This is a genomic window from Serratia sp. CY82433 (genome assembly GCF_052166535.1).
Taxonomy (GTDB): Bacteria; Pseudomonadota; Gammaproteobacteria; order Enterobacterales; family Enterobacteriaceae; genus Serratia; species Serratia sarumanii.
This window is the reverse complement of the sequence record NZ_JBJNOR010000008.1, coordinates 65338-89625: the sequence shown is the minus strand read 5'-3', so window position 1 is coordinate 89625 and position 24288 is coordinate 65338. Positions and strand designations below refer to the sequence as shown.

General features: G+C 55.5%; 24 protein-coding genes. 11 read left to right on the top strand and 13 right to left on the bottom strand.

Translation table 11 applies throughout. The features are described 5' to 3' along the window. Positions 1 to 9: 9 nt before the first annotated feature. Positions 10 to 1194, bottom strand: a complete 1185-nt coding sequence (locus ACJ8PI_RS23730; RefSeq protein WP_004931212.1) for a NupC/NupG family nucleoside CNT transporter — start codon at positions 1192 to 1194, stop codon at positions 10 to 12. Between the two features lie 361 nt (positions 1195 to 1555). Between ACJ8PI_RS23730 and ACJ8PI_RS23725 the strand changes: the two genes are divergently transcribed. Together ACJ8PI_RS23725 and ACJ8PI_RS23720 are read left to right on the top strand one after the other, a co-directional pair. Beyond that, complete coding sequence (locus tag ACJ8PI_RS23725) at positions 1556 to 1945, top strand: hypothetical protein (RefSeq protein WP_164134773.1); 390 nt, start codon at positions 1556 to 1558, stop codon at positions 1943 to 1945. Between the two features lie 616 nt (positions 1946 to 2561). After that, the gene (locus ACJ8PI_RS23720) at positions 2562 to 4973 is read left to right on the top strand and encodes an SIR2 family protein (RefSeq protein ID WP_164134774.1); all 2412 of its coding nucleotides are present in this window, start codon (positions 2562 to 2564) and stop codon (positions 4971 to 4973) included. 334 nt (positions 4974 to 5307) lie between these two features. Here ACJ8PI_RS23720 and ACJ8PI_RS23715 read toward each other — a convergent pair whose 3' ends face one another. Continuing rightward, the gene (locus ACJ8PI_RS23715; RefSeq protein WP_164134775.1) at positions 5308 to 6171 is read right to left on the bottom strand and encodes a YicC/YloC family endoribonuclease; all 864 of its coding nucleotides are present in this window, start codon (positions 6169 to 6171) and stop codon (positions 5308 to 5310) included. A 126-nt stretch (positions 6172 to 6297) separates the two neighbouring features. Here ACJ8PI_RS23715 and rph point away from each other — a divergent pair, with 126 nt between their 5' ends. Together rph and pyrE are read left to right on the top strand one after the other, a co-directional pair. After that, positions 6298 to 7014, top strand: coding sequence for a ribonuclease PH (gene rph, locus ACJ8PI_RS23710; RefSeq protein WP_025160305.1), 717 nt, complete (start codon positions 6298 to 6300; stop codon positions 7012 to 7014). A 96-nt stretch (positions 7015 to 7110) separates the two neighbouring features. Continuing rightward, on the top strand, positions 7111 to 7752 hold the full coding sequence (pyrE, locus tag ACJ8PI_RS23705) for an orotate phosphoribosyltransferase (RefSeq protein WP_004931204.1): 642 nt from the start codon (positions 7111 to 7113) through the stop codon (positions 7750 to 7752). A 31-nt stretch (positions 7753 to 7783) separates the two neighbouring features. Here the strand turns inward: pyrE and slmA are convergent, their stop codons facing one another. From slmA to coaBC, 3 genes are all read right to left on the bottom strand, one after another. After that, positions 7784 to 8380, bottom strand: a complete 597-nt coding sequence (slmA, locus tag ACJ8PI_RS23700; protein ID WP_025304700.1) for a nucleoid occlusion factor SlmA — start codon at positions 8378 to 8380, stop codon at positions 7784 to 7786. A gap of 250 nt (positions 8381 to 8630) precedes the next feature. Beyond that, complete coding sequence (dut, locus tag ACJ8PI_RS23695; RefSeq protein ID WP_033636478.1) at positions 8631 to 9089, bottom strand: dUTP diphosphatase; 459 nt, start codon at positions 9087 to 9089, stop codon at positions 8631 to 8633. After that, positions 9067 to 10284: a bifunctional phosphopantothenoylcysteine decarboxylase/phosphopantothenate--cysteine ligase CoaBC gene (gene coaBC / locus ACJ8PI_RS23690; protein WP_033654544.1), complete on the bottom strand. Its 1218-nt coding sequence runs from the start codon at positions 10282 to 10284 to the stop codon at positions 9067 to 9069. The genes dut and coaBC overlap by 23 nt, the downstream gene beginning before the upstream one ends. Before the next feature lie 183 nt (positions 10285 to 10467). Between coaBC and radC the strand changes: the two genes are divergently transcribed. The 4 genes from radC (at position 10468) to mutM (ending at position 12726) form a co-directional block, all read left to right on the top strand. Then, the gene (gene radC, locus ACJ8PI_RS23685; protein ID WP_025304698.1) at positions 10468 to 11151 is read left to right on the top strand and encodes a RadC family protein; all 684 of its coding nucleotides are present in this window, start codon (positions 10468 to 10470) and stop codon (positions 11149 to 11151) included. A 262-nt stretch (positions 11152 to 11413) separates the two neighbouring features. After that, a complete protein-coding gene (rpmB, locus tag ACJ8PI_RS23680; protein WP_004931195.1) occupies positions 11414 to 11650 on the top strand; it encodes a 50S ribosomal protein L28 in 237 nt (78 codons plus the stop codon). 11 nt (positions 11651 to 11661) lie between these two features. Continuing rightward, positions 11662 to 11829 carry a 50S ribosomal protein L33 gene (gene rpmG, locus ACJ8PI_RS23675; protein ID WP_002442576.1) on the top strand — a complete coding sequence of 56 codons (168 nt, stop codon included), beginning with the start codon at positions 11662 to 11664 and terminating at the stop codon, positions 11827 to 11829. A gap of 81 nt (positions 11830 to 11910) precedes the next feature. Next, positions 11911 to 12726, top strand: a complete 816-nt coding sequence (gene mutM / locus ACJ8PI_RS23670; protein ID WP_033649742.1) for a bifunctional DNA-formamidopyrimidine glycosylase/DNA-(apurinic or apyrimidinic site) lyase — start codon at positions 11911 to 11913, stop codon at positions 12724 to 12726. 3 nt (positions 12727 to 12729) lie between these two features. Here mutM and coaD read toward each other — a convergent pair whose 3' ends face one another. Genes coaD through waaA form a run of 3 tightly spaced genes read right to left on the bottom strand, consistent with a single transcriptional unit; the run spans position 12730 to position 15270 of the window. Further along, the gene (coaD, locus tag ACJ8PI_RS23665) at positions 12730 to 13215 is read right to left on the bottom strand and encodes a pantetheine-phosphate adenylyltransferase (RefSeq protein WP_033631353.1); all 486 of its coding nucleotides are present in this window, start codon (positions 13213 to 13215) and stop codon (positions 12730 to 12732) included. Between the two features lie 3 nt (positions 13216 to 13218). Further along, positions 13219 to 13992, bottom strand: a complete 774-nt coding sequence (locus ACJ8PI_RS23660; RefSeq protein ID WP_041037400.1) for a glycosyltransferase family 2 protein — start codon at positions 13990 to 13992, stop codon at positions 13219 to 13221. Then, positions 13993 to 15270, bottom strand: a complete 1278-nt coding sequence (waaA, locus tag ACJ8PI_RS23655) for a lipid IV(A) 3-deoxy-D-manno-octulosonic acid transferase (protein ID WP_025304695.1) — start codon at positions 15268 to 15270, stop codon at positions 13993 to 13995. Positions 15271 to 15395: 125 nt separating this feature from the next. Between waaA and ACJ8PI_RS23650 the strand changes: the two genes are divergently transcribed. Next, positions 15396 to 16409 carry a glycosyltransferase family 9 protein gene (locus ACJ8PI_RS23650; protein WP_033636473.1) on the top strand — a complete coding sequence of 338 codons (1014 nt, stop codon included), beginning with the start codon at positions 15396 to 15398 and terminating at the stop codon, positions 16407 to 16409. Between the two features lie 44 nt (positions 16410 to 16453). Here the strand turns inward: ACJ8PI_RS23650 and ACJ8PI_RS23645 are convergent, their stop codons facing one another. Genes ACJ8PI_RS23645 through rfaQ form a run of 3 tightly spaced genes read right to left on the bottom strand, consistent with a single transcriptional unit; the run spans position 16454 to position 19763 of the window. Then, positions 16454 to 17554, bottom strand: a complete 1101-nt coding sequence (locus ACJ8PI_RS23645; RefSeq protein ID WP_164134776.1) for a glycosyltransferase — start codon at positions 17552 to 17554, stop codon at positions 16454 to 16456. A 2-nt stretch (positions 17555 to 17556) separates the two neighbouring features. Beyond that, a complete protein-coding gene (locus tag ACJ8PI_RS23640; RefSeq protein ID WP_033649737.1) occupies positions 17557 to 18684 on the bottom strand; it encodes a glycosyltransferase family 4 protein in 1128 nt (375 codons plus the stop codon). After that, positions 18681 to 19763 carry a putative lipopolysaccharide heptosyltransferase III gene (gene rfaQ / locus ACJ8PI_RS23635; RefSeq protein ID WP_033649736.1) on the bottom strand — a complete coding sequence of 361 codons (1083 nt, stop codon included), beginning with the start codon at positions 19761 to 19763 and terminating at the stop codon, positions 18681 to 18683. The genes ACJ8PI_RS23640 and rfaQ overlap by 4 nt, the downstream gene beginning before the upstream one ends. 210 nt (positions 19764 to 19973) lie before the next feature. Here rfaQ and ACJ8PI_RS23630 point away from each other — a divergent pair, with 210 nt between their 5' ends. Then, positions 19974 to 20930, top strand: coding sequence for a polysaccharide deacetylase family protein (locus ACJ8PI_RS23630; protein ID WP_033636469.1), 957 nt, complete (start codon positions 19974 to 19976; stop codon positions 20928 to 20930). A gap of 8 nt (positions 20931 to 20938) precedes the next feature. Then, the gene (locus tag ACJ8PI_RS23625; protein WP_049234133.1) at positions 20939 to 22033 is read left to right on the top strand and encodes a glycosyltransferase family 9 protein; all 1095 of its coding nucleotides are present in this window, start codon (positions 20939 to 20941) and stop codon (positions 22031 to 22033) included. A 36-nt stretch (positions 22034 to 22069) separates the two neighbouring features. On the opposite strand, the gene ACJ8PI_RS23620 is transcribed toward ACJ8PI_RS23625, so the two are convergent. Both ACJ8PI_RS23620 and ACJ8PI_RS23615 read right to left on the bottom strand, forming a co-directional pair. Next, positions 22070 to 23047: a glycosyltransferase family 2 protein gene (locus ACJ8PI_RS23620; RefSeq protein ID WP_103773242.1), complete on the bottom strand. Its 978-nt coding sequence runs from the start codon at positions 23045 to 23047 to the stop codon at positions 22070 to 22072. Further along, a complete protein-coding gene (locus ACJ8PI_RS23615) occupies positions 23044 to 24285 on the bottom strand; it encodes an O-antigen ligase family protein (RefSeq protein WP_033649733.1) in 1242 nt (413 codons plus the stop codon). The genes ACJ8PI_RS23620 and ACJ8PI_RS23615 overlap by 4 nt, the downstream gene beginning before the upstream one ends. Between the last annotated feature and the right edge of the window lie 3 nt (positions 24286 to 24288).

The following is a 24288-nucleotide window of genomic DNA, read 5'->3' as shown; positions in this document are numbered from 1 at the left end:
GAGTGGGGATTACAGCACCAGGCCGGCGATGGCCGCCGACAACAGGCTCACCAGCGTCGAGCCGTAAACCAACTTCAGGCCAAAACGGGAAACCACGTTGCCTTGCTGCTCGTTCAGCCCCTTGATGGCGCCGGCGACGATGCCGATGGAGGCGAAGTTGGCGAACGACACCAGGAACACCGACAGAATGCCCAGCCCGCGCGGCGACAGCTCCGCCGCGATTTTCTTCAGCTCAATCATCGCCACGAATTCGTTGGCCACCAGCTTGGTCGCCATGATGCTGCCCGCCTTCAGAGCCTCCTCCGCCGGGATACCGATCAGCCAGGCCAGCGGATAGAACACATAGCCGAGGATCTGCTGGAAGCTGATGCCGAGCACCGCGGAGAACAGCGCATTGACGGCGGAGATCAGCGCGATAAAGCCGATCAGCATCGCCGCGATGATCATCGCAATCTTGAAGCCGGCCAGAATGTATTCGCCCAACATTTCGAAGAAACTCTGATCTTCATGCAGTTTGTTCAGCTTCAGCTCCGGCTCGTCTTCGACCTGATACGGGTTGATGATCGACAGAATGATGAAGGTGCTGAACATGTTAAGGATCAATGCCGCCACTACGTACTGCGCGTCGATCATCGACATGTAGGCGCCGACGATGGAGAGCGATACCGTCGACATGGCGGTCGCGGCCATGGTGTACATGCGGCGCGGCGAGATATCGCCGATGATGCCTTTATAGGCGATGAAGTTCTCCGACTGCCCCAGCACCAGCGTGCTGACGGCGTTGAACGATTCCAGCTTGCCCATACCGTTGACCTTGGACAGCAAGGTGCCGACCAGGCGAATGATCAGCGGCAGGATGCGGAAATGCTGCAAAATGCCGATCAGGGCGGAAATAAAGATGATAGGGCACAAAACGCCGAGGAAGATGAATGCCAGACCATCCTTGCTCATGCCGCCGAACACGAACTCCGATCCTTGGGCGGCGTAGGCGAGCAGGGTGTCGAAGAAGCCGGCGACGTGTTTGATCACGCTGAGTCCGCTGGCGGAGTGCAGGAAGAAATAGGCCAGCGCGCCTTCGATCACCAGCAGCTGGATGATATAGCGCAGGCGGATTTTCTTGCGATTATTGCTGACCAGCAGCGCCAGGGCGATGATCACCACCAGAGCCATAATAAATTGCAGAATTTGTGGCATAAACGGTCCGTACGGTTCACGGGCAGGAAAAAAACACATTTAGCCACAGCATCGCCGCCCTTTCATTACCTTGCGTGATAATTAGAACAAAATACTTATGGCGTGCGGGATATCTTGCCGATTGTCATCCGCACGCGCTGCTCGGCAGTTTTTCATAAGCTTCCTGGTGGCCGGTTGCCCAGAGGCCTGCTGGCTCGCAACCTGATGCAATCGCCGTCACTCGCGTGCAAACGCCTGGAATCTGGCTCGCAACTGGCGCTTTTTCATGGCGTAAAGCGTGGTTTTTTCGAGAGAGGCAGAGAAAAATGCCTGAACAAAGCGCCACGACCGGCGCGTATTTTCTCGGACAAGGAGGCGAACGATGAATACCGGCACGTTGCTCAGGGCGCTGGCCAACGGCGTTAATCCCGACACCGGCGAGCTGTTGAGACCGGCTTCGGCGGCCTGTGCGCCGGAGGCTATCCGCCTGCTGTTCGCGTTGGCCAACGAGTTCGACGGTGAATCCGAACTGCAGAAAAAAGCCCGGCTGACGCCGGAGGAGAAGCGGCAGAAGAATCTGGCCGAGGGCCGGCCGGCCAATGCCTACTTCCCTTGGCCGGAAGAAGAAAAACTGCGGCTGCGTGAGAGCCATGCGGCCGGGGCGACGCTGGAAGCGCTGAGCGATGAGTTCGAGCGCTCAACCTGGATCATTGCGGTACAGCTGCAGAAAATGGGGTTGATCGGTGAGGAACAGGCGGCCGCCTATCGTTGATCGACTGATTTATAGTTATAAAAGGTTCATTTTATTTTACCGAGGAGTACTACTTTGATTTTCATAAATAAGTAAGCGTTATCCCGATACCTATCCGTTTCATCACTTTTATCTTATTGATCATCCTTTCTGGGATGATGAGTTAGTCAATCCAATTGAGTCGTTGGCGTTTACGCACATGACAGAGGTATTATGTTTAACAGGAACTTGGCGTTTAGATTGACAAAACAAACGAGATGATTGTGTCTCGCTGGAGTTGAGTATACAAAGTGTTGGAACTGATGTGAGAGGGCATCGCGGAGTCTAAATACATGGAAGGTGAAGTATGTAACCTCAGTATCGAGCTTAGCGAGTTTCTATGGGCTCTCAAGCAATGCACCTTCTACAAGTGAAGGTGCATTTTTTATTACTTTATTTGTTAAGATTATTCATCGGCTGCTATACTCTCAGCACATCTTATATATAAAATGGAATAATTAACAATGTTAATTCATAGATGTATAATAATTTTATTGTTTGACATAGTAGATTACACCGTTTAGCGATGGCTAACTTAACAGTTATTTAAACTTTATATATAATTATTGATAGAAACTCATGGGAATGGAGGATTAAGATGGACTTCACTCAAGCTTTACATTGGGCGTTTAAAGGAAAGGCAGTTGTTTTTTTGGGGGCGGGATTTAGTTTTGAGGCTAGAAATAAGGCAGGCGAACAGTTCCCTAATGGAAATCAGCTGGCAAAAAATCTCAAAGCTGAATTAGATTTTGATGATGATGAAGATTATTCCTTAAAGGAAATATCTGACGATTTTATCGATGAGCTAGGAAAAGAAAATTTATATAGATACATAATAGATAAGTTTCAAGTATCAGATTACTCTGCTGACTATCAGGTTTTCTCGCAAGTGCCTTGGAGGCGATTATATACTACTAATTATGATAATGTTATAGAGGATAGTTATAGGAGAAATAGTAAAGATATATACTCCTTTACTATAAAAGATAGTCCGTCATTGATAGTGCCTAATAAAGCTAATTGCATTCATATCAATGGTTTTGTTGAGAAAATGTCGCTAAAGGAGTTCAACTCGGAATTTAAATTGACGGAAACGAGTTATCTAACTGAAATTTTTGTCGATAGTAAATGGAAAACCGTTTTCAACACTGATTTGAGAGATTCTAAAGCGATAATTTTCATTGGTTATTCTATATATGATATTGATATAGAAACTATCTTGATTGAAAATCCAGATTTTATTAGTAAAACTTTTTTTATCACGGAAAAATCTCCATCAAAACGTATTGTCAGGAAACTTGAGAAATATGGAACGATAGTAAATATAGGTGTTTCTAATTTCTTAAAGGAGCTGGAAATTAAAGAAAAAGAAATTGACTGGGAAAGTGAAACTCTAGTTCCAAATTATTTTTCACTCACTAAAGTTGAGAGAGATGGTAGAGTCTCTACTCCAATAACAGACGATGTGATTGACTTGTTTCTTTATGGAAAGTCTAGAGAGGAAATGATCAGAAATGATATCCTAAATAAGGAAAGGAAATATTTTATTTACCGAGATGGAATAAATGGCATTTCTTTGGATTTTAAGAATAATTCCAGTGTGGTTATTCACTCTAAGATGGCAAATGGTAAAACTCTATTTTCGCAAGGGGCAGCTGAATATTTAATAGAAAATGGCTATACTGTATTTAAATTAAATGATGGTAAGGAAATTACCAGCGAGGAAATAGAATGGATAAAGAAGGAAAGAAAACCAGTAGTAATAATTGAAAACTATCAAAGAAATTTTAAGAGTATCAAGTTAATTAATTCTATGAATGAAGATACTATAAAGCTCATACTTACTGCGCGTACTGAACTTCATGAGATTTTCTGTGAAAATCTAGATGAAGAGATAATAACGTTTTCTGAAATTGATATTAACAACTTAAGAAATATAGAAATAGAGTCGGTAGTAGACATTTTTGATAACAATGGTCTTTTTGGGGCTAGGTCTGGAATGTCTAAGAAGTCGAAAACTGAATATATAAAAAATAAAATGAGAGGAGAGTTCTCATTAATATTGGCTGATATTCTTGATGCGCCACAGATAAAAGAAAGAATTACAGTTTTATTAGATGAGATTAAAACTAATAGTGACTTTGAAGAAATGGTTATTCTTTGCTCTTTATCTAGTTACTTGAACTTCGAACTCGATTCCTTAGATGTGCAAACTTTATTAAATGTGAGGGGGATTGGAAGTGTATCATTTTTGAAGAATACTGCAATATCGCAGGTTCTACAAAAAGATGTTAAAGGGAATTTTATACTGAAGAATCCTATTCTTGCTAAGCATCTCCTTCAGCTTTTTGTAAATAAAAAGCCTGAAATGGTACTTGATTTTATTGTTGATATATATGCAAAGCTAGATAAGAATCATATTTATGAACCAAAATTCAAGTTCTTAGCTAAAGACTTAAACGTATACTCAAATTTACTCAAGATCTTTGGGAGTAAAAATTCTGATATCATTGAAGATTTTTATGATAGAGTGAAAAATTATTTAGATAATACAACTAATCAACACTTTTGGCTACAATATGCGATTGCTAAAATCACTTCTTCAAAGCATGATGTAGCCGAACGATTTATTGAAACGGCGTATTCACTGGCCAAAAGGCATAGAGGCTATAACTATGATTGGATCAATTGTCAGTTTTCAAGGTTATTGATCGAAAGTGCTCCTATGCAACCAACTCCTACTGCGATGATTGGTCAATTGAAACACGCACATTCGTTAATTATTGATCAGAATAATAGACATTACCCTTTCAGAGTAGCAACTAAATATTGTGATTTCCTACAAGATCATGGAAATAGATTGGGAGCTGATCATAAAGAAGAAGTAGTTACTCTCATAAGAGAGTTCTATGAAAAATATGACATTACATTGAAAGCTCTAAATAACTACGATCATCCCATTATGAAATCATTCAAAAGAGAAGCTGATAAAATTTTCAAAAAACGTTAATTCCCTCCCCCATTGTGCCGAGTTTGTAATTTGAAGCTCGGCAGTTTATTTAAGATATTTTAATACTTATTTATTCTAGTTATACTCTTTAACTAGAGTAATACTCTATTGACCAGTCTGCTTCATGTGCCACTTTTCATGTGGCTGTAGTACTGATCGTAAACTGTTTCAACACTGACATGGAAAAGGGACGGAAAATGTATTTTTGCATGTGGGGTTATATGCCCTGTGCATGCTCAAAATAATCGGCCTGCTAGGGAGAAAGTCATAAAAAAGGAAGGCGAGGCCATAAAAAAGCCCGCGTGGCACGGGCTTGATGGTGAGCGGAGCGATATCACTCGATATTCTGGATCTGCTCGCGCATTTGCTCGATCAGTACTTTCAGCTCGATGGCGGAAGCGGTGACGTCGGCATTGATCGACTTGGAGGCCAGGGTATTCGATTCGCGGTTGAACTCCTGCATCATAAAGTCGAGGCGGCGGCCGACGGCTTCTTTCTTCTTCAGAATGTTGTGCGTCTCTTTCACGTGCGCTTCCAGACGGTCCAGCTCTTCGGCGACGTCGATGCGCTGCGCCATCAGCACCAGCTCCTGCTCCAGGCGGGTGTTTTCCAGCTGTACCTGTGCCTCTTCCAACTTGCTGACCAGGCGCTCGCGCTGCCATTGCAGGATGTTCGGCATCTGGGCGCGCACTTTGACCACTTCGGCGCTGACGCCGTCGAGGCGCTGTTCGATCAGCGTTTTCAGCGCGGCACCTTCGCTTTCGCGTGCGACGATGAAGTCATCCAGCGCGCCGTCCAGCGCCTGCATCAGCTCGGCGCTGATGGCGTCCAAATCCTGCTCCTGCGCGGACATCACGCCCGGCCAGCGCAGCACGTCGATCGGGTTGATTTCACCTTCGTCGCTCTGCATTTTCACCCAGTTGGCGGCTTCGACCAGCTGTTTGGCCAGTTTTTCGTTCAGGATCAGCGAGCTTTGCGCGCTTGGATCCAGCTCGAAACGCAGGTTGCATTCGACTTTGCCGCGGGTCAGGCGGCTACGGATACGTTCACGGATCACCGGCTCCAGGCTGCGGAATTGTTCCGGCAGGCGGATGTAGGTTTCTAAGTAGCGCTGGTTAACGGAACGCAGCTCCCAGGCTGCGCTGCCCCATTCACCCTTGATTTCACGCCGGGCGTAGGCGGTCATGCTGCGGATCATTGATGCGTACCCGTAATAGGAAAAGATGGGGCGATTATAGCGTCGCGGCTGCGGGCAGGATAGGCATTACGTCACGAAGCCCGTATAATGCGCAGCCAATAGTTGATTTGAAGCCGGAGAGAGCCCATGCGTCCTGCAGGCAGAGCACCACAGCAAGTTCGCCCCCTGACACTGACCCGTCACTATACCAAACACGCTGAAGGTTCAGTGCTGGTTGAGTTTGGCGATACCAAAGTCTTGTGCACCGCCACGGTAGAAGAGGGCGTTCCGCGCTTCCTGAAAGGCCAGGGGCAAGGTTGGATCACCGCCGAGTACGGCATGCTGCCGCGCTCCACCCACAGCCGCAACGCTCGTGAAGCCGCCAAAGGCAAACAGGGTGGCCGCACGCTGGAGATCCAGCGCCTGATCGCCCGCTCGCTGCGCGCCGCGGTAGACCTGAAAAAGCTCGGTGAATTCACCATCACCCTCGACTGCGACGTACTGCAGGCCGACGGCGGTACCCGAACTGCCTCGATCTCCGGCGCCTGCGTGGCGCTGGCCGATGCGTTGAACACGCTGGTGGCCAACGGCAAGCTGAAAGCCAACCCGATGAAGGGCATGGTGGCGGCGGTTTCCGTCGGCATCGTCAATGGCGAAGCGCTGTGCGATCTGGAGTATGTGGAGGATTCCGCGGCGGAAACCGACATGAACGTGGTGATGATGGAAGATGGCCGCATGATTGAGGTGCAGGGCACCGCCGAAGGCGAGCCGTTCAGCCACGATGAGCTGTTGGCGCTATTGGCGCTGGCCCGAGGGGGCATCGAAACCATCTTCCAGGCGCAGAAAGCGGCGCTGGCGGACTGATTTTTTAAGGCGACTGAGAAGTCGCCTTTTTTATGCCCGGCGATCGGGCGGCAGTAATGACAAGACCCAAGCAGATTCAGACGAGGAGAAGCAGTAATGAAAGCCTATCAGCGCCAGTTTATCGAGTTCGCGCTTAACAAGCAGGTATTGAAATTCGGCGAGTTCACCCTGAAATCCGGCCGCACCAGCCCGTATTTCTTCAACGCCGGTCTGTTTAATACCGGGCGCGATCTTGCGCTGTTGGGGCGCTTCTACGCCGAAGCTCTGATGGACTCCGGCATCGATTTCGACCTGCTGTTTGGCCCGGCCTATAAAGGCATTCCTATTGCCACCACTACGGCGGTGGCGTTGGCGGAACACCATGAGCGCGACGTGCCTTACTGCTTTAACCGCAAGGAAGCCAAGACCCACGGCGAAGGCGGTTCGCTGGTGGGCAGCCCGCTGCAGGGGCGAGTGATGTTGGTGGACGATGTGATCACCGCCGGCACCGCGATCCGCGAGTCGATGGAAATCATCGGCGCCAGCGGCGCTTCGCTGGCGGGCGTGCTGATTTCCCTCGACCGTCAGGAACGCGGCCGCGCGGATATCTCCGCCATTCAGGAAGTGGAACGCGACTATCACTGCAAGGTGATTTCGATCGTGACGCTGAAGGACCTGATCGCCTATCTGGAAGAGAAGCCGGAAATGGCGGACCACCTGGCGGCGGTGCGCGCTTACCGCGAGCAGTACGGGGTGTAAGTAAAAACGCCGGGCATACCCGGCGTTATCTTTATTGCAGCTGGGCCGCCAACAGCGGCCAGCGGGCGTCGAATTCCTGCGTTGGGCGATAGCGGAATTCCGAACGCACATAGCGCGACAACATGCCTTCGCAGAAGGCCAGCAGCTGGCTGGCCAGCAGCGTTTCATCGACGATAAAGCCTTTGCCTTCGCGCAATTTGCGCTCTTTCAGCACCTGTCGCAGCTGCGCCTCGATGCGTTCGAACAGCTGGTTGATGCGGCCCTGCAGGCGATCCTGTTCAAACATCAGCGCGTGGCCGGTCATGATGCGCGTCAGCCCCGGGTTGCGTTCCGCAAAGCCCAGAATCAGCAGTAAAATCAGGCGCAGACGATTAAACGTCTCTTTCTCGTCCTGCAAGATCAGGTTGATGCGGGTGATCAGGCTGTCTTCGATAAACTCGATCAGGCTGTCGAACATCCGTGTCTTGCTGGGGAAATGCCGGTACAGCGCAGCTTCAGAAACACCCACGTTCGCGGCGAGCTTGGCGGTGGTGATGCGTTGGCTGCCGTCGCTGGACTCCAGCATCTGGGCTAACGCCTGCAATATTTCCTCGCGCCGATTCCTTTTCGTATTTTCTTTTTCTGCCATGTCTGATTAGACCCTTGCTAAAACTTAACTGACGGAAACCCGGGCACCGGCCGCTGCAGAGCAGGCTCTGTGCGGCTTATGTGATAGCTTTTTTACGATGCTGGGGTCAGCGGCCTTAACGGCCTTTTCCGCGCTGCCTGGTGTGCGCTGCAATTGTCGCGGTAAAACCTTGCCGCAGAGACATCCTTCTCCCCGGAAAGGCAAGGTTCAGGCGACGTTTCCCTGCCGGCCCTCGTGCCTTGGGTGGCGCTTAGTGGCGCCCCGAGTGGCCGAAGCCGCCTTCGCCGCGCTCGCTGCCGTCGAATTCTTCCACCAGGTTGAATTCTGCCTGCACCACCGGCACGAAGACCATCTGCGCGATGCGTTCACCCGGCTCTATGGTGAAGTGCTTCTGGCCGCGGTTCCAAACGGACACCATCAGCTGGCCCTGATAATCGGAGTCGATCAGGCCGACCAGGTTGCCCAACACGACGCCGTGCTTATGGCCCAGGCCTGAGCGCGGCAGGATCACCGCCGCCAGGCTTGCGTCGGCGATATGGATCGCGAGGCCGGTAGGCAGCAGCGTGGTTTCACCCGGCGCCAGCTCTACCGCGCTGTCCAGGCAGGCGCGCAGGTCGAGACCGGCGGAGCCCGGGGTGGCGTAGGTCGGTAGCGGGAAATCCTGACCGATGCGCGGGTCGAGGATCTTAACGTCGATTTTTTTCATCATAACGGCTGACTATCTCGTCTATTAAACGTTGGCCAAGGAGTGCCTTGTCGCTCAGCGCCAGGCGTTTCTCTCCATCCTGCCAAAAAAGGTGCAGGGCATTGGTGTCGCTGTTGAACCCGTGCTCTGCAAGCGATACATCGTTAGCGCAAATCAAATCCAGCTTCTTACGCGCCAGTTTTTGCCGCGCGTATTCTTCCACATTCTGGGTTTCGGCGGCAAACCCCACGACAAACGGTCGATTTTTGGTCATCGCCGCCACGCCGGCGACGATGTCGGGGTTTTTTACCATCTTGAGGATGATTTCATCACCCTGTTTTTTTATTTTTTCATCGGCGATCCGCTCGGGGCGGTAGTCGGCCACGGCGGCGCAGGAGATGAAAATCTGCTGTTGCGCGGCGCGCTGTTGCACCGCCTGCTCCATCTCCAGCGCGCTGGTGACGTCCACTCGGGTGACCGATGGCGGCGTCGGCAGGCTGACCGGCCCGGCGATCAGCGTCACCTGTGCGCCGCGGGCGGCGGCGGCGCGGGCGATGGCGAAGCCCATTTTGCCGGAGCTGTGGTTGCTGATGAAACGCACCGGATCCAGCGCTTCACGCGTCGGGCCGGCGGTGATCATAACCTGCAAATGTTGCAGATCCTGCGGGGCGGAAAAATGCGCGTTCGCCAGGTCGACGATGTTCAGCGGATCCAACATGCGGCCCGGGCCGACGTCGCCGCAGGCCTGGCTGCCGCTGTCCGGCCCCCAAAGCAGCATGCCGCGCGCCTGCAGCGTTTGCAGGTTGGCCTGCGTGGCGGCGGCGCGATACATCTGCTGGTTCATGGCGGGCGCGGCGGCGATGGGGGCATCGGTCGCCAGGCAGACGGTGGTCAGTAGATCGTTGGCCATGCCGGCGGCGACGCGCGCCAGCAGATCGGCGGTCGCCGGCGCCAGAATAACCAGATCCGCCCACTTGCCGAGTTCGATGTGGCCCATGGCGGCTTCGGCGGCGGGATCCAACAGATCGTCGGATACCGGGTAGCCGGAAACGGCCTGCAGCGTCAGTGGCGTAATGAACGCCTTGGCGGCATGGGTCATCACCACGCGCACTTCCGCGCCCCTGTCTCGCAGGCGGCGCACCAGCTCTGGGCATTTGTAAGCGGCGATGCCGCCGCTGATGCCAAGCACAATATGTTTGCCGGAAAGTCCCGTCATCATCATTGTCCGATTGAAAGCCGAAAGATGCGCCATTTTAGCATATCCGTGGTTCAGGTGAGCGATTCCGCAATGGCTGCAGGGCGTTACATTGTGCTTTGCGAAACACTTCGCAATGTTATCAAACACCTGTCGAACGCGCCGGGCGGCACATGGCATGCTGTAGCCCTTTCAGGGAGGAACACGATGAGCAACCCGATTGTGGCGTGCTGGCCGGGCGCGCTGGCACCGCGTGAAAAGCTGTTGATGCAGGGGGCGGCGGCGCTGTCCGACGCAGAGCTGTTGGCCATTTTCTTGCGCACCGGGTTGCCCGGCGTGCACGTGATGCAGCTGGCGGAGCAGCTGCTGCGCCGGTTCGGCTCGCTTTATCACCTGATGTCGGCCGATCATCAGGCTTTTTGCAGCCAAAAAGGCCTGGGGGACGCCAGCTATACGCAGCTGCAGGCGATTGCCGAGCTGGCGCTGCGCTTCTTTTCCAGCCATTTGTCGCAGGAAAACGCCATGCTCAATCCGCGCGTCACCCAGCATTATCTGCAAAGCCTGCTGGCGCATCGCGAGCGGGAGGTCTTTTTGGTATTGTTTTTAGACAATCAGCACCGGGTTATTCGCCATCAGGAGATGTTTGCTGGTACCATCAGCAGCGTCGTCGTCTACCCGAGAGAAATTGTGCGCGAAGCGTTGAAGGCTAATGCCGCCGCGCTGATTCTCGCGCATAATCACCCTTCGGGTAAGGCTGAACCCAGTCATGCCGACCGCTTGATAACGGAACAGGTGGTGAAAGCCTGTCAGTTATTGGAGATCCGAGTGCTTGATCATTTGGTGATCGGTCGGGGTGAATGCGTCTCTTTTGCCGAGCGCGGATGGCTTTAAGCGATTTTTTCGCGATCCTTGTGGGATCTTTAGCTGTTCGGGACTTGAGCACTTACGCTTCAGAGCGTATACTACGCCACCTTTGAGAATCTTGGGTTTGGCGCAAGAGCCTATCTCAGCAGGTTTCTGACCTGATGTGTGGTTTCTACCTGATGACGAGAGTCTCCTCAGTATGAAGTTTGCTGAGATGGGCTCTAAAAGCCTGACGAGGCGGCCATACCCTATACGAAGCTCGAGCTGATTTGATTTTTGGAGAATAGACATGTCCCGAGTCTGCCAAGTTACTGGCAAGCGCCCGGTGAGCGGTAACAACCGTTCCCACGCAATGAACGCGACCAAACGCCGTTTTCTGCCTAACCTGCACTCACACCGTTTTTGGGTTGAGGCTGAGAAGCGCTTTGTAACTCTGCGTGTATCTGCTAAAGGTATGCGTGTTATCGATAAGAAGGGTATTGAGACGGTTCTGGCCGATCTGCGTGCCCGTGGTGAGAAGTATTAAGGAACTGAATCATGGCTAAAGGTGTTCGCGAGAAGATCAAGCTGGTTTCTTCTGCTGGTACTGGTCACTTCTATACCACCACGAAGAACAAGCGTACTAAGCCGGAAAAATTGGAACTGAAGAAATTCGATCCAGTTGTCCGTCAGCACGTAGTATACAAAGAAGCTAAAATTAAATAATTTTAGTGGATTAATGAAAAACCCGGCCTTGGCCGGGTTTTTTGTTTTATAAAGGGTAGAAAACGTCGGAGGGGAAGCCAGATGCCTGAATTACCGGAAGTTGAGACGAGCAGACGCGGTATAGAGCCTTATCTTGTCGGCCACAGCATTCAGTATGCGGTGGTGCGCAACGCGCGCCTGCGCTGGCCGGTTTCCGAGCAGATCCTGACGCTGAGCGATCGGCCGGTGCTCAGCGTGCAGCGCCGGGCCAAATACCTGCTGATCGAGCTGGAGAACGGTTGGATTATCGTGCACCTGGGCATGTCGGGCAGCCTGCGCATGCTGCGCGAGGAAAACGAAGACGAAGCCGGCAAACACGACCACGTCGATCTGGTGATCAGCAACGGCATGATCCTGCGCTATACCGATCCGCGCCGTTTCGGCGCCTGGCTGTGGTGCGAAGATTTGGCGACCAGCAGCGTGTTGGCGCATCTGGGGCCGGAACCGCTGAGCGAAGCGTTCAACGGCGACTACCTGTATGAAAAATCACGTAATAAGCGCACGCTGATCAAACCGTGGTTGATGGATAACAAGCTGGTGGTCGGGGTCGGCAATATTTACGCCAGCGAATCCCTGTTCAGCGCCGGGATCCTGCCCGATCGTCCCGCGGGATCGTTGAGCAAAGCCGAAGCGGCGCTGCTGGCGCAGACCATCAAGGCGGTGTTGCAGCGCTCTATCGAGCAGGGCGGCACGACATTGCGCGACTTTTTGCAGTCTGACGGCAAACCGGGATATTTCGCGCAGGAACTGCAGGTTTACGGTCGGGCGGGAGAACCCTGCCGCGCGTGCGGCACGCCGATCGAATCCGCTAAGCACGGGCAGCGCAGCACCTTCTTTTGCCGCCGCTGCCAGCGCTGAGCATTACTCGGCGGCGAGCTTCGCCATCAGCGCCTGGGTGACCACATCCGGCAGGAAAGGCGCGATATCGCCGCCGTGACGGGCGACCTCCTTCACCAGTGAGGAGGAGATGAACGACCACTCTTCGGAAGGCATCAGGAACACGCTTTCCAGCGTCGGCATCAAATGGCGGTTCATGTTCGCCAGCTGCAATTCGTATTCAAAGTCAGACACCGCACGCAGGCCGCGCACCAGGATATTGGCATTTTGGTGAGCGGCAAAGTGCGCCATCAGCTCGCTGAAGCCCAGCACTTCCACATTGCCCAGATGCGAGGTGACCTGCGTCGCCAACGCCACGCGCTCATCCAGGCTGAACAGCGGCTTTTTGCTCGGGCTGGCGGCGATGGCCAGAATCACGTGATCGAACATCAGTGATGCGCGCGTCACTAAATCCAGGTGGCCGTTGGTCATGGGATCGAAGGTCCCGGGATAGATGGCTTTGCTGGTCATGATTCACTTCTCTGAGTAGTTGCGGCCCAATGCCCATAATGCGGCATATTTATTGAAGGTATATTGCGCGTTGACCACCGCTAACAGCAACCCCTGTTTACCGTCGAGGAAGCCGGCCCGCAGCAGCCAGGTTTTGACGAAGGCGCCGAGCGTGTGGGTCAGGATAGACAGGTAGCCGCAACGCTTGCCGGCCCGGTGGCGTTGCGTCGCCCACTCTTCGGCGTAGCGCAGCTGTTTGCGCTGGAAGGCGAAGAAATCGCGGCAGGTCAGGTGCAGCATATCGCCGCTGAGGGGGATCACTTTGGCGCCGCCGATGTTCAGCGATTCGTGCACCAGATCGTCGTTATAGCGATAGCGTCGGTTGGCGTACAGGCGGTTGACGCGGTCGGGATACCAGCCGCTGTGGCGCATGAAGCGGCCAAGGAACAGATTGCGCCGCGCACAGCTGTAGACGGCGCCGTCGTCCGGCGCGTTCAACACCCGTTCGATGGATTGCCGCAGCTCGGGCGTGACGCGTTCGTCGGCGTCGATCATCAGAACGTAGTCATGGCTGGCGTAGCTTTGCGCCAGCTGGCGCTGCTTGCCGAACCCTTGCCAGTCGGTGTGCGTGAAGACTTTGGCGCCCAGGCTTTCGGCGATGGCGACGCTGTCGTCCTCGCTGCCGGAGTCCAGCACGATGATTTCATCGGCCCACTCGACCGAGCGCAGACAGTCCGGCAACAGCCCGGCTTCGTTTTTGGCGATCATCACCACCGACAGGCTTTTGCGGCTGCTCATTTAGTGGCTCCGGGGCGGCAGGTGCGGTTCCAGCAGCTGCAGCAGGCGCTGCAGCGCTCCCTGATTCTGATACAGCACTTCCACCGCATGGCGGCCGTAGTAGCGGCGGTAGTCTTCGTCGGTCAGCAGGGTTTCCACTTCCTTCACCAGCGAATCCACGTCGGTCACGGTGATCAGGCCTTCGGCCTGCGAAAGCTTGGCGCAGATGTCTTTGAAGTTGAAGGTATGCGGGCCCATCAGAACCGGGATGGCGTGCGCGGCGGCTTCCAGCGGGTTGTGTCCGCCGCGTTCCACCAGGCTGCCGCCGACAAAGGCCAGATCGGCGATGCCGTACAGCAGCATCAGCTCGCCCATGGTATCGCCGATCACCACCTGGGTGCTGCCGGACGGGATTTCGCCGCTGCTGCGCAGGGTGTAGCTGAAGCCGGCTTTCTGCACCAGCTCCTTGGCGGTCGGGAAGCGCTCCGGGTGACGCGGCACCAGGATCAGCAGCAGATCGGGGTGTTTTTCCAGCAGTTTGCGGTGCGCTTCCAGCAGGATGGTTTCTTCCCCGTCATGGGTACTGGTGGCGATCCACACCGGGCGGCGCGGCGCCCATTGGCGGCGCAGCGTAACGGCGCGGGCGGCCAGCTCCGGGGTGACGGAGATATCGAACTTCAGGCTGCCGGTCACGGCCAGCTGAGAGCGCTTCAGGCCCAGCTCGATAAACCGATCGCCGTCTTCCTGGTTCTGGGCGGCGATCAGCGTGATGCGGCGCAGCATATCGCGCATGAATCCGCCAATTTTCTTATAGCCGGCGGCGGAGCGGGCCGACAGGCGCGCATTGGCGATCACCAGGGGGATCTGCCGCTGATGCAGCGCGTTGATCAGGTTGGGCCACAGCTCGGTTTCCATGATGATCACCAGCTTGGGATTCACCTGATCGAGGAAGCGGTTCATGGAGCCGGGCAGATCGTAGGGCAGATAGACATGATGCACGTCTTTGCCGAAAGCGGACTGGACGCGTTCTGAACCTGTTGGGGTCATTGTGGTCACAGTTATCGGCAAAGCGGGGTAACGATGGCGCAGCGCCCGCACCAGCGGGATGGCCGCCAGCGTTTCGCCGACGGAGACGGAATGCAGCATGATGCCGCCTGGCACGACTTTCCCGGCGCAGAAGCCATAGCGTTCCGCCCAGCGTTTACGGTAGGCTGGAGCTTTGCGGCTGCGCAGCAGTAAGCGGAGCCAGATCAGGGGTTGGATGAGGTAGAGTAGTACCTGATATAAACGCAGCAACATTCTATCAATTTCATTTATATGGGTTATTCGGAATAGTACCATAACTGGAAGGGAAAGGCGCTAATTTGGTAACCTTGGGTGTCAGTTTCAGACAACCGGCGAGCGATTTCGCCGACAGGCTCGGAATGAAGAATATTTTAATTATTCGCCGCGATAACATCGGCGATCTTGTTTGCACCACGCCCTTGATTGAAGGGGTGAAAATTGCCTATCCGGACGCAAAAGTTTATCTGCTGATCAATAAAGTCAGCCAGGACGTCGTTAAAAACAACCCTCATCTCGAGAAAGTCTTTGTCTATAAAAAGGCCAAGCACAAGGCGAAAAATGAAACGACGCTGGGCGTTTATTTCGAGCGTCTGATGATCTTCCTGAAGCTGCGCAAAATAAAATTCGATGCGGTCATTCTGGCCAACCCGGTGCCTTGCAAATACAGTTTACGTTTAGCGAAAATGGCTGGCGCCACCCATATCATCGGCGCCGATTTGGGCACGAAAGATATTCATCGCCCGTTCCGCAAGGACGATTTCAACGGTCAACATCAGGTCGAACATACCTACAGCTATTTATCGGCGATAACCGATCAATCCATTCCGATCCCGCCGGTGCGGGTGTTTCTGACGCCTGAAGAGCGGCAATTGGCGGCGCAACGGATGCAGGAGCGTCTGCCGCCGGTCGAGCGCGTATGCGCCGTGCATATCAGCAGCCGCAGCCCGAAAAGGCGTTGGCCGGTTGAACGCTATGCCGAAATCATCAACCGTCTGGTTGCCGATCCCCACACCGGCGTGCTGATCTTCTGGTCGCCGCAGGGCACGCTGGCGCCGGACGACATCGGCGACCAGCAGCGCGCCGAACAGCTGCTGGCGCTGTGTCAAAACGAACGCGTCGCGCTTTATCCGACGGCGTCGGTGCGTGAGCTGTTGGGCGGGTTTGATTTATGCGACCGGGTGCTGTGCAGCGACGGTGGGCAGATGCATCTTGCCGCCGCGTTGAATAAGGACATGGTAGTGTTCTTTGGCGATACCGATAAAGCATCCTGGCATCCATGGACCGGCCGTCATCATATTTTGCAGAGTGAGTCGGGGCACTGTGAGGATGTTTCTGTCGATGAGGTTTGGCAGAAAATGCAGGCGCTCAGCTAGCGAAGAAAATAAGGCAGGCATCCCCTGCCTTATTTCATTCTTTATTATTTTCTTTCCAGTTCCAGATATTGGCGGCAAATAGGCTCAAGCCCATAGCTCAGCAATTGCTGTTGATTTATCTGCGGCGGATTGGCGTAAATCTCCGCCATTTTTTCTGCCAGCGACGCTTCGTTTAATTCCGCCAGCGCGTTAGCCATGCCGGCCTTTTCCAGAATTTCCGCAGGGCCACCCGGACAACGGGTGCTGACCACCGGTGTGCCGCACAGCAGCGATTCTACCAGCACGTTGCCAAACCCTTCGCTGTCGGAGCTGAGCACCAGCAGCGAGGCATGGCGAATAAACGGGTAGGGATTAGCCTGGAAACCGAGAAACAGCACGCGCTCCGCAATGCCCAGGTCTGTCGCCAGACGTTTGACCTCGGCGACTCTGGCGTCGTCCCCGGCGCCGATCAAGGCCAGCGGCGCCTGAATGCCGGAGTGCGCATAGGCTTTCAGCAGGCGGTCATGCCGCTTGGTGGCGTGAAAGCGGCCGACGTGCACCAGATAGTCCTGGCCGGCCAGTTCGCAAGGCATCGCCGCCTGTTGCTGGATGGCGTCGATATCGAACGGGTTGTTGATGACCGCCAGCCGACGCGGGCGGATCGGCAAGTTCTGCTGCAGATCGTCGCCGACCGCCCGTGAAACGGCGACGATGTTTCTTCCCTGGTAAACGTTGGCGATTTTGCGTTGCTTCAGCCAGCGATCCAGGCCCTTGCGGTGGCCGAGGTAGGAGGTGGAGAGAATGCCGTGAATGCAGAACCACAGGCGATCCGTGGCCAACCGCTTGCTGCGGCTGACGATGCGATCGGTTTTATGCAGGTTGGAGAACACCAGATCGAACGCGCCGTGTTGGCGCTCGTGTTCGGCTATCGCCCGATCCAGCGCGCCGGCGCGGCGCGACAGCTCGGTCAGCTTGCGCCAGGGGGCGCAGCTGCGATCGGCCACCACCTGATAATCAATGCCCGGCGGGATAGGGTAATTGCAGACGTCGCGCAGCGAGATCAGACTGACGTCATGCCCCTGTTGCTGCATGCCCTGGCACAGGGTCAGCACCACTTTTTCCGCGCCGCCTCCCGGCAGGCCGTCGATGATCATCAGAATACGCATAGCTAATCCAGTAACCGGTTATAGAGGGAAATAAGCTGTTCGGACAGATGCGCCGGCGTAGCCGGCATAATACGCAGTCTTGCCGCTTCGCCCATGGATGATCCCAGCGCCTGGCGCGGCAGCGCGCGAATGGCCTCCGCGATGGCCGGTACGTCGAGCGCATCGGTCACGAAGCCGTTCTGGCCGGGGGTGATAAACTCGGCGCCGCCGCAGGTGGTGCTGGTGATAACCGGCAGGCCGCACGACATCGCTTCCAGAATCACATTCGGGAACGGATCGTACAGCGTCGGCAGCAGCAGCGCATCTGCGGCCTGATAAAACGGCAAGGTCTGCTTCTGCACGCCCATAAAGTGAACCCGATCGCTGCAGCCCAGCGACTGTGCCAGCGCCCGGTAGCGTTTTTCGGCCTTGTCTTTGCCGACCACCAACAGGTGGCTGTCGGTCGCTGCCACGGCGCGGATGGCGGCCGCCAGCCCTTTGCGCTCAAAGCCGGAACCGACGAAAATCAGGCAGTGCGCCTGTTGCGGGATCTGATACTGCTCGCGCAGACGTTGGCGCAGGGCCTCGTCGGCGGGCGGGAACTTTTGATTATCGATGGCGTTATAGATCACCGTGATTTTTTCGGCGGGCACGCCAAAGTCCGCGATGATTTCCTGCTTGATCATCTCGGCGTTGCAGATGACGGCTTTCAGCTCCGGTGCGGCGTACATGGCGCGTTCGGCGCACATCACATAGCGGTGATAACGGTTGGAGAACAGCCATTTGCGGCGCCATTCCGGCAGCAGACGCGCGCGTTGCAGCAGCCAGCGGCGGTGTACGCCGTCGCCGGCGCGGTAGATGTCGCAGCCGGGAATGCGCTCGTGGCTTTGCACCAGATCAAAATGCTCTTTCTGCCACAGCGCCCTGGCCGCCACGGCGAAGCCCCGTTCGCGGCTGATGCGGCCGAGTTTTAGCGGGTTGCACAGGTGGATATGCCAGTTGGGATTGGCGTCACCCTGCCATTCGCGGGTGATGACGTTCAGATCGAGATCCTGTTGCTCCAGCGCCTCTAGGGCGCGGGAAACGAAACGTTCGGCTCCGCCGTCCGGGCGGTATTTTTGGCGAACGATCGCCAAACGAAATGCTTTCATGCCAGCGTGCTCCGCGCGGCTGCAATCACCGCGTCTGTAGGAATAAGGTCGAGATACCGTTCGTCGGTGCCGGTATCGATGGCGTCCGGATCGGGTAGTTCGCCGAAGTCGCCGGCCCAGATCACGGCGCCGGTAGCCTGCCACGGCCGCCAGAAAGTCAGTTTGGAAGGGCCGAACAGCGCCACGCACGGCGTGTGCAGTGCGGCGGCCATGTGCATCGGCACCGAATCCACGCCGATAAACAGCTTGGCGTGGTCGATCAGGGCGGCCAGCTGGCGCAGCGTCAGCTGGCCGGCTAACGAAATCACGCCCTGCGGCGGGCAGAGCGCCAAAATGCGCTCTACCATGGCTTGTTCTCTGGCGTCGGGGCCGGAGGTGATCACCAGCTGGTGGCCGTCGGCCTGCAAGGCGGTGAGGGTGGCGGCCATTTTCTCTTCGCTCCAGCATTTGAAGAACCAGCGCGAGGTGGGCTGCACCACAATATAACTGCCGGTGACGCCCTGTTTCTGCAACCGTTGCTCACATGCCTGCCAATCCTGCGGATCGTAACTCATGGTCACATGATCACTGAGCGCGGGCAGGTTCAGCGGCGCCAGCAGCGAGAGGTTTTGTTCGACGGTATGCAGGTGGGCGTGATTGTCGACCGGCACCAACTGCGTGTGGCAGTGGCGCCACAGGAAGCCACGGCGTTTGGGGAAATCGAAGCCCAGACGGATGCGCGCGCCGGTCAGGCGCGTGAGGATGGCGCTGCGCCACTGATCGGCCAGGTTGACCACCAGATCGTAGCGCTGCGCCTTCAGGCGGCGCAGCAGCGCCAGTTCGTGCCCCAGATGCGCGCGGGCGCCCTGTTTTTTCCATTGGCGGTCGATGGCGAACAGCGTCGACAGTTCCGGATTACTGGCCAGCATCTCCTGCGTTTCCTGATACAGCAGCACATCGATCTGCGCCTGCGGGTAGTTTTGCCGCAGGCTGCTGATGACCGGCGTGACCAGCAGCATATCGCCGTGATGGCGCAGTTTTATGATCAAAATACGCTGTACGGATGGGGCGGAAGTTGGGGCTGGCGCGTCGTTCATCATGAGTCGCTTTCTGGGAAACCAATCTTTGATTCTAAATGACCCGATCGCATGTGGCTACTGTTGCAAGGTTTTCTTGCCGGGCCGCAAAAAAATCGCCGAGTCGGGGACGAATGCGTTTCAATGTTGTCCAAACCAGGCAGCAAAGTCGTTTGCCCTGGGGAAACGGGCTGCGTAACATAGTGCATTCTGTTGATATCAGGCTCGATATTCATGACTAAACCGGCGTTTCTCATCACCATTGATACCGAAGGCGATAATCTGTGGCAAAACCACGATCGCATCGCGACCGAAAACACGCGTTTCTTGCCGCGCTTTCAGGCATTGTGCGAAAAATACGCCTTCAAACCGGTTTATCTCACCAACTATGAAATGGCGATGGATCCGGCTTACGTCGAGTTCGCGCGTGACGTGATCGCCCGCGGCGCGGGTGAAGTCGGCATGCACCTGCACGCCTGGAACAGCCCGCCGCTAACGCCGCTCACCGACGACGACTGGCGCCACAAACCGTATTTGATCGAGTATCCCGCCGATCAGATCCGCGCCAAGGTCGATCACATGACCAAGCTGCTGGAAGATGCCTTCCAGACCAAAATGCTCAGCCATCGCGCCGGCCGCTGGGCGTTCAACGAATATTATGCCTCGCTGCTGCTGGAGTATGGCTATCAGGTGGACTGTTCGGTGACGCCGCGCGTCAACTGGCAGTTTTCGCCGGGCAATCCGCAGGGCAACGGCGGCACCGATTACAGCCGGTTCCCGTCGCAGGCCTATTTCATCGATCCGCAGAACATTGCCAAACCGGGCGCTTCGGCGCTGCTGGAAGTGCCGATGAGCATTCAGTATAAGCACTCGGCGCTGATGAACGCGTTCAAGCAAGGTTATGATCGGCTGCGCGGCAAGCGGCGTTCGCCGTCCGTCAACTGGCTGCGGCCAAGTGGCGGCAACGTGGCCAAGATGATAAGCGTGGCTGAAGCGTCGCTGGCGCAGGGGCATGACTACGTCGAATTTATGCTGCACTCCTCCGAGTTTATGCCGGGCGGCAGCCCGACGTTCAAAACCGAGCAGGATATCGAAGTGCTGTACCGCGATCTGGAACAGCTGTTTGACTGGCTGCAGCAGCGCACGGTGGGCATGACGCTGGCCGAGTATTATCAACTTAAAGCGAATTAAGCACGCACATGTCGAAAAAATGGAAAATCAAGGTTGCCGACTGGTTCTTGCGGCGCTATACGGCGAAGTACGGTCGTTTTCAGGATAAGACGACGTTCGACGGCGCCCAGCAGTTTGACAATATCGTCATCTATTCCACCACGGCGTTGGGCGACTTCATGTTCAACACGCCGGCATTGAGGGCGATGCGGGAACGCTACCCCAACGCACACATCACGCTGGTGGTGCACAAGAAAAACCGCGAGCTGGTGGAAAACGGCCGCTATTACGATCGCGTGGTGTATTGGGACAGCAAGATCAAGACGATCCGCCCGTTGCTGAAATCGCTGCGCGAACATCAGCCGGATTTGGCGCTGATTCTGCACTCCCACCTGCCTTATGACATCATCAGCGCCGTACTGGCCGGGGCGAAGTACATTATCCGCGATAACTACAGTTCGGGCATTTGCGGGCTGGAGCCTTGGCTGACCAACTATGTCTTCCATTATTACGGCCACTTCGTGCGCCGCAAGCTGGAGCTGATTTCCATTTTGGGCTGCCGCAGCGACGATCCGACGATGGAAATTCCCGTGGATTATCAGCGCGGCGTCAAAAGCAGCGAGCATCCCACCATCGGGTTTCAATTGGGGGCATCTACGGAGTCGCGTTGCTGGCCGGTTTCGCACTATGCGCGGCTGGCCGATGAGCTGGTGGCGAAGCACCCTAATGTACGCATCGTGCTGATTGGCGCACCGTTTGACGACGGCAAGGCCAAACAGTTTATGAGCCTGATCGGCCCGCAAACGCAGGCCAGCGTGGATAACCAGATCGGTAAAACGGGGCTGCAAGGCTTGCTGACGTTGATCGACAGTTTCCATGTTCTGGTCACCGGCGATACCGGGCCGCTGCACCTGGCGGTGGCGTTGAAGGTGAAAACCATCAGCCTATTCGTGACCGCCGACTCACGCTCCACCGGGCCGATTCAGGATGCTGAACTGCACCGCATCATTCAGGTGTCGCGTACCGGTTATACGATGCCGCTGGAGGCGGAAAGCCCGATGGGGGTCATCCAACCGCAGCGGATTTATGACGAGCTGGTCGCACACGTGCCTTTAGCGCGCTAAAGGCGAGACGACCCATCGGCCGCCAGGCCGATGCGGTTAGCGCGGCCTGCGCCCGCGCAGCTTAGAAAGAAAGGTATCCACTCGCGCATAGCGCATCTGGCGGACTTTTTTGCCCGGCACGTCGCTGTTGCGGCAGACGTCGGCGGCGCAGCGCAGGATGTGCAGCGTTGCCGGCGCGTAATGGTAATAGCCGTAGACCGCCTTCGACATGCTTTTCACCTCGGAAAAGCAGTTGGCCAGCATCAGGGCGGCCAACCGGCGCAGCGGCTCATCCCCGGGATGCTGCGCCACAAAACGCAGCATCTTCTCCATGGCGAACAACATATCTTCAATATCTTTGAGTTTGATATTGCGGGTGATGCCCTGGCTGTTGTCCCGATAGAAGTAGAGTTCGCCGTCAAGATGGGCGATGCGGCGAGTTTTGAAATACTGAAAAGGTGTGAAAATCACGTCTTCGTAGCGCCTGCCTTCTTCGAACGCTTCCTCTGCCAGCAGCGTGCGTTTATATACCCGGCTCCAGAGATGCCACATCGAGCGTGCAAACAGCGGTTGCAGGCTGCCCAGTCCCAATTGTGAAAAGTCGTAGGCTACGGGCCGCGCCGCGCGGTTATCCGGTGTCGGCGGATGCTCGGTGAACTTCTGATAATTAAAATCGATCAGGTCATATTCACCGGCGGTAAGCTGGGGGCGCAGGAGCGCCAGATAGTCGTCGCTCAGCAGATCGTCGCCGTCGAGGAAGGTGATATAGCGTCCGGTGGCCAGACGTAAGCCGACGTTGCGGGCGTGCGCAATGCCGCCGTTGGCCTGTGAAGTAAAGACCACGCGCGGGTGCCGCCGCTGCGCCAGATATTGGCTGACCAGCGCGCCGGAGGCGTCGGTGGAGCCATCGTCGATGATCACCACCTCGATATCGTCGCTAATCTGTGCAAATAACGAATCTAGCGCAGCGATAACGAACGCTTCGTTATTATAAAACGGCACGATAACGCTGAGCAGCGGCTGCTGAGGATTCACGGGGTGGGCTCCTGAACAGGGGGCTGTTTCGTGACGGAAAGAACGGCGGCGATCAGCGCAAGGCCGAACATGGCGGTACCTTCCGTGCTGAAGAAGATGACGTCGCTCAGGCCGTAAACGAACAGGCTGGCGCTGACGCTCAGCAGCAGCGCGTTGCGCTGTGGCCGGAAGGAAGAGAAAAACAGGCTGACATACAGCGCCAGCAGCAGCAGTACGCCCCAGACGCCCTTGAGCGAGTAAGTTTCCAGCAGCTCGTTGTGCAGGTGGACGTTGATGTAGGGCATGACGCCAGACAGGCGGGGTTGCTGTGCGACCATCGCACGGATCTCTTCGCCGCGCTGTTCGGCGGATTGGCCCCACGGGGCTTGTGATCCGGTATGCCATGCCAGCGTTTGCATCGACAGCCGGGAAATGATGGAGTTTTCAGTCTGCGGCTGGTCCATCAGGCGCATGTCGGTCTCAAAAGCCTGAATGCGTTCTTCTATCTGCGGTTTAAACACCAGGCCGCAGGCTACGAGCAGCAGCGGTACCGAGGCCACTAACGCAAGCTTGTGTTTTCTGGAAACCAACTGCTTGGTGGCCAGCAGCGACAGGCAGACCGCCACCGGATAGACCAACATGGCTGCGCGCGTGCCGGTGAGCACCAGCGCAGAGAAGGACAGCAGGAATGCCGCAATGTACAACACCAGGCGGTAGCGGGTGCGCAGCATCAGGATGGCTTGCATCATGACCAGATCGATGGCGGTCATCAGATAGGCGGCGACCGTGGCGCGATCGAAGTTGAGCTCTACGCGCGGGATATCCAGACGCAGCCCCTGATAGAGGGAATAACCGTTGATCGCCAGACCGGTGGCGAGAGCCACAACGATCAGCAGGCGCTGTACGCACAACCGCTCATTGAGCGCAATCAGCAAGATGAAAGCGGTCGCGAGCTGCAGTTTGCCGGTCGACATATAAGAGCGATAAATATTGATGTACTCACCCGGCTGTTTGAAGTGATGCATCCAGAGGATGGTTCCCATGCCCACGCTGAACATCAGCGCGGGCAGCAGCAGGTTTCTAACGTTGCTGAAGTAGTAGCGCGGGTACAGGCAAACGGCGATAAAGGCGATGTAGCTGGAAACGTAAAACAGATTGCGTCCGGTCGCGGAACCGAAAGGAATGGTGCAAAAAGCGATGGCGCACCCCAGATAGATCAGATAGCTGAAGGCAGGGTGCGGCGTTCTGTGTTTTAGCATCGG

Bases quoted from the DNA above. Each gene is read 5' to 3' on its own strand.
- ACJ8PI_RS23730 (WP_004931212.1), bottom strand. From the start codon at position 1,194: ATGCCACAAATTCTGCAATTTATTATGGCTCTGGTGGTGATCATCGCC.
- ACJ8PI_RS23725 (WP_164134773.1), top strand. From the start codon at position 1,556: ATGAATACCGGCACGTTGCTCAGGGCGCTGGCCAACGGCGTTAATCCC.
- ACJ8PI_RS23720 (WP_164134774.1), top strand. From the start codon at position 2,562: ATGGACTTCACTCAAGCTTTACATTGGGCGTTTAAAGGAAAGGCAGTT.
- ACJ8PI_RS23715 (WP_164134775.1), bottom strand. From the start codon at position 6,171: ATGATCCGCAGCATGACCGCCTACGCCCGGCGTGAAATCAAGGGTGAA.
- rph (WP_025160305.1), top strand. From the start codon at position 6,298: ATGCGTCCTGCAGGCAGAGCACCACAGCAAGTTCGCCCCCTGACACTG.
- pyrE (WP_004931204.1), top strand. From the start codon at position 7,111: ATGAAAGCCTATCAGCGCCAGTTTATCGAGTTCGCGCTTAACAAGCAG.
- slmA (WP_025304700.1), bottom strand. From the start codon at position 8,380: ATGGCAGAAAAAGAAAATACGAAAAGGAATCGGCGCGAGGAAATATTG.
- dut (WP_033636478.1), bottom strand. From the start codon at position 9,089: ATGATGAAAAAAATCGACGTTAAGATCCTCGACCCGCGCATCGGTCAG.
- coaBC (WP_033654544.1), bottom strand. From the start codon at position 10,284: ATGATGACGGGACTTTCCGGCAAACATATTGTGCTTGGCATCAGCGGC.
- radC (WP_025304698.1), top strand. From the start codon at position 10,468: ATGAGCAACCCGATTGTGGCGTGCTGGCCGGGCGCGCTGGCACCGCGT.
- rpmB (WP_004931195.1), top strand. From the start codon at position 11,414: ATGTCCCGAGTCTGCCAAGTTACTGGCAAGCGCCCGGTGAGCGGTAAC.
- rpmG (WP_002442576.1), top strand. From the start codon at position 11,662: ATGGCTAAAGGTGTTCGCGAGAAGATCAAGCTGGTTTCTTCTGCTGGT.
- mutM (WP_033649742.1), top strand. From the start codon at position 11,911: ATGCCTGAATTACCGGAAGTTGAGACGAGCAGACGCGGTATAGAGCCT.
- coaD (WP_033631353.1), bottom strand. From the start codon at position 13,215: ATGACCAGCAAAGCCATCTATCCCGGGACCTTCGATCCCATGACCAAC.
- ACJ8PI_RS23660 (WP_041037400.1), bottom strand. From the start codon at position 13,992: ATGAGCAGCCGCAAAAGCCTGTCGGTGGTGATGATCGCCAAAAACGAA.
- waaA (WP_025304695.1), bottom strand. From the start codon at position 15,270: ATGTTGCTGCGTTTATATCAGGTACTACTCTACCTCATCCAACCCCTG.
- ACJ8PI_RS23650 (WP_033636473.1), top strand. From the start codon at position 15,396: ATGAAGAATATTTTAATTATTCGCCGCGATAACATCGGCGATCTTGTT.
- ACJ8PI_RS23645 (WP_164134776.1), bottom strand. From the start codon at position 17,554: ATGCGTATTCTGATGATCATCGACGGCCTGCCGGGAGGCGGCGCGGAA.
- ACJ8PI_RS23640 (WP_033649737.1), bottom strand. From the start codon at position 18,684: ATGAAAGCATTTCGTTTGGCGATCGTTCGCCAAAAATACCGCCCGGAC.
- rfaQ (WP_033649736.1), bottom strand. From the start codon at position 19,763: ATGATGAACGACGCGCCAGCCCCAACTTCCGCCCCATCCGTACAGCGT.
- ACJ8PI_RS23630 (WP_033636469.1), top strand. From the start codon at position 19,974: ATGACTAAACCGGCGTTTCTCATCACCATTGATACCGAAGGCGATAAT.
- ACJ8PI_RS23625 (WP_049234133.1), top strand. From the start codon at position 20,939: ATGTCGAAAAAATGGAAAATCAAGGTTGCCGACTGGTTCTTGCGGCGC.
- ACJ8PI_RS23615 (WP_033649733.1), bottom strand. From the start codon at position 24,285: ATGCTAAAACACAGAACGCCGCACCCTGCCTTCAGCTATCTGATCTAT.